Here is an 11,894-nt window from a genome sequence, read left to right as displayed (position 1 = left end):
GGCCGCATCGCGGCCCCCCGACCCCGCCACATCCCCGAACCCGCATCCCGCCCCACCACTTCCCCGACATGGCCACATCCGGGCCGGCCCGACCTCGCCACATCCCCGAACCGGTGGCCTGCCTGCCCGTCGGCGAGGTGCCGACCCGCCAGGAGCGGGATCCGCGCCGGGCCGGGAGGGTGGTGCGCCGGGGGACGCGCCGGACCGAGGGCACGCCCCGCCGGGAGCACGCCCGAACCGGAGGCACGCCCAGCCCGGAGGACACCCCCGAGCCCGAGGCACGCCCAGCCCGAGGCACGCCCAGCCCGAGGCACGCCCGAGCCCGAGGCACGCCCAGCCCGAAGGCAAGCCCGAACCGGAGGCACGCCCGAGCCCGAGGCACGCCCGAGGCGAAGGCACGCCGGACCCAGGGCACGCCCAGGCCCAGGCCGGGGGCACGCGGACCGGGGGTGCGGTAGGGGTCAGCCGAGCGGGGCCGGGTCTCGGCGGATCTGCCCTGCTGGCGAGGGGTGGCCGAGGTGACGGACCGCCTTGTCGATCACGCGTTCGGCGGTCGCGAGCGAGCGGACGGGCAGCCGGGCGTCGCGGCTCTCCCGGCGTAGGACGAAGTAGTGCACGGCGGCCCGGACGACGGCGCGGTCGGCGGCGCTGGAGCGGGCGGTGGCCACGACCAGCTCCCGCAGGCGGCGGGCCAGCTCCTCGGCCAGTTCGAGCTCCGGGCCGTGGAGACCGACGCGGAGCGCGGCCAGCCGACTGTCGACCTTGCGGATGAGCACGTCGGTCCCCGGCTGGAAGCCTCGCTCCTCGACGGTCATCCACGCCTCCGCCCCACGCTACGTCGCGAGTGAAGTTACTTTATGTTGCGCGCTGCAAGCAAGCAGTTAAGTAAGACTTAACGGATAAATCTGCTGATTCGTCGTTTCGATCGCCTCCCTGGGACAGAAGCGTCCCGGCACCGGTGGAATGTCACACCGGCGGGGCAGGATGGTGGGCGTGGCGGACGAGGTGACCCCCGCAGAGGGGGTGCTGACGGAGTTCGGTGCGGCGACCCGAGAGTGGTTCACCGCGGCGTTCGCCGCGCCCACCCCCGCCCAGGCGGGGGCCTGGCGCTCGGTCGCCGCCGGGCGCAACGCCCTGGTGGTCGCGCCGACCGGCTCCGGCAAGACCCTCGCGGCGTTCCTCTGGTCGCTCGACCGATTGGCCAAGGAGCCGCCAGCGGCCGACCCCCGGCGGCGCTGCCGGGTGCTCTACGTCAGCCCGCTCAAGGCGCTCGCCGTCGACGTGGAGCGCAACCTGCGCGCGCCGCTGATCGGCATCCGCCAGGCCGCCACCCGGCTCGACCTCGCGCCGCCCGACATCACCGTCGGCATGCGCACCGGGGACACCCCGGCCGACGAGCGGCGGGCCTTCGCCCGCACCCCGCCAGACATCCTCATCACCACGCCCGAGTCGCTGTTCCTGCTGCTCACCTCCGCCGCCCGCGACTCACTGCGCGGGGTGGACACGGTGATCGTCGACGAGGTGCACGCGGTGGCCGGCACCAAGCGCGGCGCCCACCTCGCGCTCTCCCTGGAACGCCTCGACGCGCTGCTCGACCGACCGGCCCAACGCATCGGGCTCTCCGCCACGGTGCGACCGATCGACGTCTGCGCCCGCTTCCTCGGCGGGGCCGGGGCGGTCGACGTGGTGCAGCCGCCCGCCGACAAGACCATCGAGGTCAGCGTGCAGGTCCCGGTGGAGGACATGACCCGCCTCGACGAGCAGGAGCCACCGGAGGACGAGTTGGGCGGGCTCGGCCCACGCCGCCCCTCGATCTGGCCGGCGGTCGAGGAGCGGGTGTTCGCGCTGATCCGCGCGCATCGGTCCACCATCGTCTTCACCAACTCCCGCCGCAGCGCGGAGCGCCTCTGCGCCCGGCTCAACGAGCTGGCCGCCGAGGAGTTGGAGGCGGCGACCGCCCCGGCGGGCAGCCGCACGGCCCGAGGCGGGGACCCGGTGCGCGTATCCGAGCTGTTGGACCGGGACGACGGCCCGGCCGACGGCGGGCCGGAAGCCGGTCGTGACCTTGTGGCCAGCGACGGCGGGCCTGGAGACGGGGGTTTCCGTGACGGCGGTGCGGCGGACGGCGCCGGTCGTGCTGGGCGACGCGGATCGGACGCGTTCGGCGGGCCGGTGGGGCCACTGCGGGCGCCGCGCCAGCCGGCCGAGGTGATGGCGCAGTCCGGCGCGGCGGCCGGGGCGCCACCGGTGATCGCCCGGGCGCACCACGGCAGTGTCTCCCGCGAGGAGCGCAAGCACATCGAGGAGGCGCTGAAGTCCGGCCAGCTCCCCGCCGTGGTCGCCACGTCCAGCCTGGAGCTGGGCATCGACATGGGCGCGGTCGACCTGGTGGTGCAGATCGAGGCGCCGCCGAGCGTCGCGGCCGGGCTGCAACGGGTGGGCCGGGCCGGGCACCAGGTCGGCGCGGTCTCCCGAGGCGTGGTCTTCCCCAAGCACCGCGGCGACCTGCTGTCCTGCACGGTGGTCGCCGAGCGGATGGGCGTGGGGGCGATCGAGGAGCTGCACTACCCCCGCAACCCGCTCGACGTGCTCGCCCAGCAGATCGTCGCGATGGTGGCGCTGGAGCCGTGGCACCTCGGTGACCTGGCGGTGCTGGTCCGGCGGGCGGCACCCTTCGCCGAGCTGCCCGACTCGGCGCTGCACGCGGTGCTCGACATGCTCTCCGGTCGCTACCCGTCCACCGCGTTCGCCGAGTTGCGGCCCCGACTGGTCTGGGACCGGGCCACCGACGTGCTGACCGGTCGGCCCGGCGCCCAGCGGCTCGCCGTGACCAGTGGCGGCACCATCCCCGACCGGGGCCTGTTCGGGGTCTTCCTGGCCGGGGCCGAGCGGGCGGCCCGGGTCGGCGAGCTGGACGAGGAGATGGTCTACGAGTCCCGGGTGGGCGACGTGTTCCTGCTCGGCTCGTCGTCGTGGCGGATCGAGGAGATCACCCCCGACCGGGTGCTGGTCTCCCCCGCCCCGGGCCAGGCCGCCCGGATGCCGTTCTGGAAGGGCGACCAGCTCGGCCGCCCGGTCGAGCTGGGGCGGGCGATCGGCGCCCGGGTCCGCGCGCTGCTGCGGCAGTCCGACGCCGACGCGGTGGCGACGCTGCGTGCCGGCGGGCTGGACGACTGGGCCGCCGGCAACCTGATGACCTACCTGCGCGAGCAGAAGGCGGCGACCCGCTCGCTGCCGGACGACCGGACGGTGGTGGTCGAACGGTTCCGCGACGAGCTGGGCGACTGGCGGCTCGCCGTGCACTCGGTGCTCGGCACCCGCGTCAACGGTCCGTGGGCGCTCGCCATCGGTCGCCGGCTGGCCGAGCGCTACGGCGTGGACGCCCAGGTGATGCCCTCCGACGACGGCATCGTGGTGCGGCTGCCGGACACCGCCGAGGAGCCACCCGGCGCCGACGTGGTGGTGTTCGAGCCGGACGAGGTCGCCCAACTGGTCGAGGAGTCGGTCGGCACCTCGGCGTTGTTCGCTTCGCGGTTCCGCGAGTGCGCGGCCCGGTCGCTGCTGCTGCCCCGCCGTGACCCGCGCCGCCGGCAGCCGCTCTGGCAGCAGCGCCAACGCGCCGCGCAGCTCCTCGACGTGGCCCGGGAGTACGCCGACTTCCCGGTCACCCTCGAAGCCGCCCGGGAATGCCTCCAGGACGTGTTCGACCAGCCGGCCCTGGCCGAGCTGATGCGTGACCTGGCCGCCCGCAAGGTCCGGCTGGTGGAGGTGGAGTCCGAGCGTCCCTCCCCGTTCGCCCGGTCGCTGCTCTTCGGGTACGTCGGCGCGTTCCTCTACGAGGGCGACGCTCCCCTGGCCGAACGGCGTGCCGCCGCGCTGGCGCTCGACTCCGGGTTGCTCGGTGAGCTGCTCGGCCGGGTCGACCTGCGGGAGTTGCTCGATCCGGCGGTGCTCGCCGAGAGCGAGCGTCAGCTGCGTTGGCGCACCGAGCAGCGGCGGCCCCGCGACGCCGAGGACGTGGTCGAGCTGCTGCGCGTGGTCGGCGACCTGAGCACCGCCGAGCTGGCCGAGCGGGGGGTCCCGGAGTCCTGGCCGGTGGAGCTGGCGGCGGCCCGGCGGGTGCTGCGGGTCCGCATCGCCGGCGAGGACCGCTGGGTGATCGTCGAGGACGCGGCCCGGCTGCGCGACGCGCTCGGCGTGGCACTGCCCGTCGGGGTGGCCGAGGCCTACCTGACACCGGTGGCCGATCCGCTCGGCGACCTGGTCGCCCGGTACGCCCGCACCCACGGTCCGTTCGCGGCGGCCACCTGCGCGGCCCGGTTCGGCCTCGGGGTGTTCGTGGTCGAGCAGACGCTGCGGCGGCTCGCCGCGACCGGGCGGGTGGTCTCCGGCGAGTTCGCGCCGGACAGCGTCGGCACCCAGTGGTGCGACGCCGAGGTGCTGCGCCTGCTGCGCCGCCGCTCCCTCGCGGCGCTGCGCCGGGAGATCGAGCCGGTGCCGCCCCGGGCACTGGCGGCGTTCCTGCCCCGCTGGCAGCAGGTCGGCTCGTCGGCCCGGGGCGTCGAGGCGGTCGCCGCCACCGTCGAGCAGTTGCAGGGCGCGACCGTGCCGGCGTCCGCGCTGGAGCGGCTGGTGCTGCCCGCCCGCGTCGCCGACTATTCACCCGCCCAGCTCGACGAGCTGTGCGCCGGCGGCGAGGTGGTCTGGGCCGGCGCCGGGGCGATCTCCGGCGGCGACGGGTGGGTGACGCTGGCGTACGCCGACGTGGCGCCGCTGCTGCTGCCACCGCCGGACGACGCGCTGACGCTCACCCCGCTGCACGAGGCGGTGCTCGACGCGCTCGCCGGCGGGCAGGCGCTCTTCTTCCGTTCGCTCTCCGACCGGGTCGGCGCCACCGACGACGCCGCCCTGTCGGGCGCGGTGTGGGACCTGGTCTGGGCCGGCCACCTCACCAACGACACGCTCGCCCCGCTGCGGGCCGCGCTCGGCGCGGGCGGGGCGCACCGGTCCCGGCCGGCCGCGCCGCGCACCCGCTACCGCCGCCCCGGTCGGGTGGCGCTGCCCAGCCGTGGCGGCCCGCCGACCATGGCCGGCCGCTGGTCCCGGCTGCCCGAACGCGACCTCGACCCGACCCGCCGGGCCGCCGCCCTGGCCGACCTGCTGCTGGAACGGCACGGCGTGGTGACCCGGGGCGTGGTCATGGCCGAGCAGGTGACCGGCGGCTTCGCGGCGGTCTATCCGGTGCTGTCCGCGCTGGAGGAGCGCGGGGCGGCGCGACGGGGCTACTTCGTGGAAGGGCTGGGGGCGGCCCAGTTCGCGGTGCCCGGCGCGGTGGACCGGATCCGCGCGCTCGCCGACGACAGCCGGGACCGGGCCGGGCCGACCGTGGTGCTGGCCGCCACCGATCCGGCGAATCCGTACGGCGGGGCGCTGCCCTGGCCCGAGCGCGTGGTCGACTCGGGCGACGGGACGGCACCGGCCACCGGCCACCGGGCCGGGCGCAAGGCGGGCGCGTTGGTGGTGCTGGTCGGCGGTGATCTGGTGCTCTACGTCGAGCGGGGCGGGCGGACGATCCTCTCGTTCACCGACGACAACGACACGCTGGGCGCGGCCGGCAAGGCGCTTGCCGACGCGGTGCACTCCGGCGCGCTCGGCGCGATCTCGGTCGAGCGCGCCGACGGCGAGGCGGTGCACTCCTCGCCGCTGCGCGACGCGCTCACCGCCGCCGGCTTCCGGGCCACCCCCCGGGGCCTACGCCTACGCGGCTGACCCCCGACCACGCGATCTTGGTACGGGACCGCCTCTCCGGGGGCGTCCCCGTACCAAGATCTCGAAGAGCGGGGCCGCTTCTCGTTAGGGTTGCCGGGGGTAACGGGATTTGGCGAGGAGGGCGGATGGCCTCGATACCCGCGTACGACGACCACGCCACCGTGGCGGTCCACGACGACCGGCGCGAGCTGCCGACATCGGTGACCGGCGCGGGTCGGTCCGGTGCGCCCGGCGAGCTGCGCCGGGCGCGGCCGCTCATCCGGGCGGCCCGGTGACGAGCCGCCCGGCCGGACCGGACGGCACCGGGCGAGGCGACCCCGGCACGACGCCCTGCGTCTCGCTGACCACCGACTACGGGCTCTCGGACGGGTTCGTGGCCGCGTGTCACGGCGTGCTCGCCCGGCTCGCCCCGACCGCCCGGGTGATCGACGTGACGCACCTGGTGCCGGCGGCCGACGTTCGGCGCGGCGCGACGGTGCTCGCGCAGACCGTCCCGTACCTGCCGACCGGGGTGCACGTCGCCGTGGTCGATCCCGGCGTCGGCACCGAGCGCCGGGGCGTCGCGCTGGCCACGCCCGGTGGGCATCTGGTCGGCCCGGACAACGGTCTGCTGGTCGCGGCGGCGGAGGCGCTCGGCGGCGTGACGGCGGCGGTGGAGCTGACCAACCCGGCGTGGCTGGCCCCGGTGGTCTCCCGCACGTTCCACGGGCGGGACGTGTTCGTGCCGGTGGCCGCCCGGCTGGCGGTGGGCCTGCCGCTGGCCGAGGCCGGGCCCGCCGTCGACCCGGCCACCCTGGTCCGGCTGCCGGAGCCGGTGGTACGCGCCGACGCCACCGGGTTCCACGCCGAGGTGCTGACCGTCGATCACTTCGGCAACGTGCAGCTCGCCGCGCCCGGCGCGCTGCTCGACGGGCTGCCGGCCCGGGTACGGGTGGCCGGGCACCCGGCCGTGCACGGCCGCACGTTCGGCGACGCGGCACCCGGCGGTCTGGTGGTGTACGTCGACTCGGCCGGGCTGGTGGCCGTGGCCGTGCACTCCGGCCGTGCCGTCGACCTGCTCACTGCCCGCCCGGGCGACGTGGTGACGGTGGCCGCCGACTGAGTGAGGCGGGCTGGGCGACGGCGACCGCCGGCGGCGCGGAACCCCTCCCGACGCGGCGCCGGGTGTGGCGCGGTGGCCGGCACGGCCGGGGACAATGGCGGGGTGCCCGAAGGCGACACCGTCTGGAACACCGCCCGCGTCCTGCAACGTGCCCTGGCCGGGGCCCGACTCACCGGTTCGGACTTCCGCGTGCCGCAACTCGCCGCCACCGACCTGACCGGCTGGACCGTGCGTGAGTCGGCCAGCCGCGGCAAGCACCTGCTGCTGCGCCTCACCGCCCCCACCGGCAGGGACGCCGCCGCCTCCCGCCGGGACTGGACGCTGCACTCGCACCTGCGGATGGACGGCGCCTGGCGGGCGTACGCGCCGGGTGAGCGGTGGGCCGGCCGGCCGGCGCACCTGATCCGGGTGGTGCTCCGGTCTCCCGGCGCGGTCGCGGTCGGATACCACCTGCACGAACTGGCGTTGATCCCGACCGCCGAGGAGGAGTCGCTCCTCGGGCACCTCGGCCCGGACCTGCTCGGCCCGGACTGGGACCCGGACGAGGCGGTCCGCCGACTGGCCGCGCACCCCGACCAGAGTATCGGTGAGGCGCTGCTCGACCAGCGCAACCTGGCCGGGGTGGGCAACCTCTACAAGTGCGAGGTGCTCTTCCTGCGCGGCGTGTCGCCGTGGACGCCGGTGGGTGCGGTGCCGGATCTGGCCGGCACGGTCGCGCTGGCCCAGCGGCTGCTCGCGGCGAACCGGGGCCGCTGGACGCAGAGCACCACCGGGGTGTTGCGGCGGGGCGGGACCAGTTACGTCTACGGCCGTCGGGCCCAGCCGTGCCGGCGCTGCGGGACGGCGATCCGCAAGGACGAGCTGGGCGATCGGGTCACCTACTGGTGCCCGGTCTGCCAGCCGGAATGCGAGCGACGCGGAACTTCCACGAACCCTTGAAGATCCGTCAAGATACGGACGATTGGGTACTTCCCTCGCGCCTTCCGGCGTCGCATGCTGCGATTGACCGCTCACCGATCGTCAGCAGCGCGTACGCCCGCCACGCCGGGGTGACGGCCGCCGCGCCCGATCCCGGGGAGAGCCATGGTGCTGTTCCGCCGACTTCGGCCCGGACGGCCGGACCGGACCGCCACGGTCGCCGAGGAGACCGCGCCCACCGTCCCCACCGCCCGCGCCGCCGACGAGGACCCGGCCGAGCCCACCGAGGCCGCCGGGTTCGTCGAACGGACCGCGCCGGAGGTGGCCGACGCCGCCAGGACCGCCGAACCCGCTGAGCCAGCCGAGCCCGCCGAACCAGCCAGGGCCGTCGGACCAGCCAGGAACGTCGAACCAGCCAGGAACACCGGACCAGCCAGGAACGCCGAACCAGCCAGGACCATCGGACCAGCCAGGAACACCGGACCAGCCAGGAACACCGGACCAGGCCAGGCCGCCGAGCCCATCAGGGACGCCGAGCCGGCGGGGGCGGCCGAGCCGGCCAGTCTCGACCCGGACGCCGCGCCGCGCCTGTTCGGCCCGGTGGGTAACACGGCCGGCAGCCCGCTGCCCGTGCTCGACCCGGACGGCCGGCCGGTGCCCGGCACCGGTCTCCGCAAGTTCGTCGACCCGCTGCCGGTGCCCGGGCAGCCGGCCACCGCCGGCCTCGGCGCCCGCCTGCCGGTCGCGGTGCCGGACACCATCACCTGGCCGGGCTGCGACTACTACGAGATCGGTCTCCAGGAGTACGCCCAACGCCTGCACCGTGACCTGCCGGCCACCCGGCTGCGTGGCTACCGTCAGCTCAACCTGGGCACCGACGCGTCCGGCCACAACACGGTCAGCCCACCCGATCGCCCCTGGCACCTCGGTCCGGTGATCGTGGCCCGGCGGGGCCGGCCGGTACGGATCAAGTTCATCAACCAGCTCCCCACCGGGCGGGCCGGCGAACTGTTCCTGCCGGTGGACGAGACGGTCGACGGGGCCGGCACCGGGCCGCTGGGCGGTCTCGCGCCGTACCCGCAGAACCGGGCCGTGCCACACCTCTCCGGGGCGCGGACGGCGTGGATCAGCGCCGGCAACCCGTGGCAGTGGGTGACCCCGGCCGGCGAGATCACCCCGTACCCGACGGGGGTGGGGGTGACGCCGGTGCCGGACATGCCGGTGCCCGGCGCGGGCGCCACCACGCTGTACTTTCCGAACGACCAGAGCGGCCGGCTGATGTGGCTGCACGACAACACGCTCGGTCTGTCCCGGCTCACCGTCTACTCCGGGCAGGTCGCCCTCTACCTGCTCACCGACCCGGCCGAGGAACGACTGGTGGCCGACGGTGTGCTCCCCGCCGACCAGCTCCCACTGGTGATCGAGGACAAGACGTTCGTGCCCGACGACGCCCAGCTCGCCGCGCAGGACCCGACCTGGGACCGGGACCGCTGGGGCGCCAAGGGCAGCCTCTGGCACCCGCACGTCTACCAGCCCCGGCAGAACCCGTACCGGATCAGCGGCCGCAGCCCGACCGGGCGCTGGGACTACGGGCCGTGGACCCACGACCCGGACGGCGGGGCCAGCCCGTGGGTCGCGCCGGTGCCGAACCCGTACCACGACCCGGTCACCGAACCGGACGAGCCGCCGCTGATCCCGGGCGTGCCGCACCCGTCGGCGGTGCCCGAGGCGTACGGGGACACGCCGCTGGTCAACGGCGTGGCCTACCCGTACCTGGAGGTCGCGCCGCGGGCGTACCGGTTCCGGATCCTCAACGCCTGCGCGGACCGGACGCTGAACCTCCAGCTCTACCGGGCCGCCTCGGACGGGCCGATGTGGTCCGCGGACGGCGGCCCGGCCGATCCGCACGCCGGTGAGGTGCCGATGGGGGAGGCGGTCCGGGCGTCGGGACGGCCGGCGTACTGGCCGGTGGACGGGCGGGACGGCGGCGTGCCCGACCCGGCCGCCGCCGGCCCGGAGATGATCCAGATCGGCAACGAGGGTGGCCTGCTTCCGGCCCCGGTGGTGCTGACCAACCGGCCGGTGGGCTACCGCTACGACCGGCAGGACCCGACCGTGCTCAACGTGGACGGGCACACGTTGCTGCTCGCCCCCGGCGAGCGTGCCGACGTGGTGGTGGACTTCTCCGCCGTGCCGCCGGGCGGCACGCTGATCCTCTACAACGACGGCCCGGCGCCGCTGCCCCGGTTCGACACCCGCTACGACCACCACGCCGGCGCGCCGGACCGCACCGCCGTGGGCGGGCTGCCGCCGACGCTGCCCGGCTACGGCCCGAACACCCGTACCCTGCTCCAGTTCCGGGTGGCCGGCGCCCCGGCGGCGCGCTACGACCTGCGGCGGCTCGCCGCCGCGCTGCCCGGCGCGTACGCGGCGAGCCAGCCGCCGCCGATCGTGCCGCAACCGGCGTACGACGCCGCGTTCGGCACCCGCACCGCCCGCCCCACGCTGGTCCCCGCGCGGGCCGTCTCGGTCACGTTCACCCCGGGGGGTGCGAGCGCCCCGGTCACGCTGCCGGTGGCGGTGAAGTCGGTCGGGCAGGCGTTCGAGCCCCGACACGGCCGGTCGGTGGGGCGGCTCGGCGTCGGCCATCCGGCCACCGGCACGCTCGCTCCGGCCACCCTCCCGCTCGGCCCGACCGACCCGGCCACCGAGGTGGTGTACGCGACCGACCCGACCGTGCCGGTGGGCGCGCCCGCGGACGGCACCCAGCTCTGGCGGATCGTGGGCGACGCGGCCCGCACCCACCCGGTACACGTCGAGGGATGCGACGTGCAGTTGGTCAACCGCGTCGGCTGGGACGGCACGCTGCGCCCACCGGACCCGGGCGAACTGGGCTGGAAGGACACCGTCCGGGTGAACCCCCGGGAGGACGTGGTGGTGGCGTTGCGCCCCGTCCCGCCCGCCCTGCCCTTCAAGATCGGCGACAGCGTACGGCTGCTCGACCCGACCCGACCGGCCGGCGTGCGGCTGGACGCCAGCCCGGTCAGCCCGGTCGACGGCCGGCCCGCGGTCGTGGTCAACCAGGTGGTCAATCTCGGCTGGGAGTACCGCTGGCAGACCCGCTCGGCGGGGCTGCGCGACCAGGGCATGAGCCGGCCGCTGGTGCTGCGGGTGGCGCCCCGGGCACCAACCGGGCTGACCGCGACCCCGGCACCCGGCTCGGCCACCGTGCTGCCCGCGATCGGGCTGGCCTGGACCGGCAACGGCAACCACCCGCCGGCCACCAGCCACCGGCTGCAACGCGCCACCGACGGCGCCTTCACGGCCGGGCTGACCGAGATCACCGTGGCCGCCACCGCGACCCGGTACCTCGACGCGACCGTCACCCCCGGCGTCACCTACCACTACCGGATCCGCGCCGAGAACGCGGTGAGCTGCTCGGCCTGGTCGAACAGCGCGCCGGCCTCGGTCCGGCTGGCCGCACCGGCCCGGCTGACCGCGGCGGTGCAGCCGGCCGCGCCGCTGCGGGTGGCGCTGCGCTGGGCGAACCACTCGTTCGCCACCGGGGTGGACGTGCAGCGGGCGACGAACCCGACGTTCACCAGCGGGCCGGGCACCACGGCGATCGCCGTCGGCGAGGCCCACCTGGACCCGGCCGTGGCCCCGGAGACGACGTACTACTACCGGGTACGCACCACGTACCTCGGTGCGGCGTCGCCCTGGTCAACGGTGGCCACGGCGACCACTCCGCCCCGCCCGGTCGCGCCCACCGGCGTGGTCGCCACCACCGGAACGCCCGCCTTGACCGAGCCTGCCCCGGACGCCCTCACGGTGACACTGACCTGGTCGGCGGAGATGCCGGCGGGACCGGGCGGCGGCTTCGTCGTGCACCGCGCCACCGACGCCGCCTTCACCCGGGAGCCGGTCACGTTCCGCGTCACCACCCGCGGCTTCACCGACACCGGCCTGTCCCGCGCCACCACCTACCACTACCGGATCCGCACCACCAACGCCGTCGGCGCCTCCCCCTGGTCCCTCCCCACCACCATCACCACCCCCACCTGACCCCACCCCCACCCCGGCCCAGGCCCCGGCCCCGGCTGGC

General features: G+C 75.9%; 6 protein-coding genes. 5 read left to right on the top strand and 1 reads right to left on the bottom strand.

The features are described 5' to 3' along the window. Positions 1-461: 461 nt before the first annotated feature. Positions 462-815 carry a hypothetical protein gene (locus B1205_RS00225; protein WP_089153763.1) on the bottom strand — a complete coding sequence of 118 codons (354 nt, stop codon included), beginning with the start codon at positions 813-815 and terminating at the stop codon, positions 462-464. Positions 816-984: 169 nt separating this feature from the next. Between B1205_RS00225 and B1205_RS00220 the strand changes: the two genes are divergently transcribed. From B1205_RS00220 to B1205_RS00205, 5 genes are all read left to right on the top strand, one after another. Continuing rightward, positions 985-5,769, top strand: a complete 4,785-nt coding sequence (locus B1205_RS00220) for an Lhr family helicase (protein ID WP_089153762.1) — start codon at positions 985-987, stop codon at positions 5,767-5,769. Between the two features lie 125 nt (positions 5,770-5,894). After that, positions 5,895-6,044, top strand: a complete 150-nt coding sequence (locus tag B1205_RS29430; RefSeq protein WP_176308365.1) for a hypothetical protein — start codon at positions 5,895-5,897, stop codon at positions 6,042-6,044. Continuing rightward, positions 6,041-6,871, top strand: coding sequence for an SAM hydrolase/SAM-dependent halogenase family protein (locus B1205_RS00215; RefSeq protein ID WP_089153761.1), 831 nt, complete (start codon positions 6,041-6,043; stop codon positions 6,869-6,871). Before B1205_RS29430 ends, B1205_RS00215 begins: the two co-directional genes overlap by 4 nt. Positions 6,872-6,973: 102 nt before the next feature. After that, on the top strand, positions 6,974-7,810 hold the full coding sequence (locus B1205_RS00210; protein ID WP_089153926.1) for a DNA-formamidopyrimidine glycosylase family protein: 837 nt from the start codon (positions 6,974-6,976) through the stop codon (positions 7,808-7,810). 144 nt (positions 7,811-7,954) lie between these two features. Further along, positions 7,955-11,854, top strand: coding sequence for a multicopper oxidase domain-containing protein (locus B1205_RS00205; RefSeq protein WP_254909592.1), 3,900 nt, complete (start codon positions 7,955-7,957; stop codon positions 11,852-11,854). Positions 11,855-11,894 lie beyond the last annotated feature (40 nt).

Source organism: Micromonospora sp. NBS 11-29 (genome assembly GCF_002140155.1).
GTDB lineage: Bacteria > Actinomycetota > Actinomycetes > Mycobacteriales > Micromonosporaceae > Micromonospora.
This window is presented reverse-complemented; position numbering and strand designations above follow the sequence as displayed.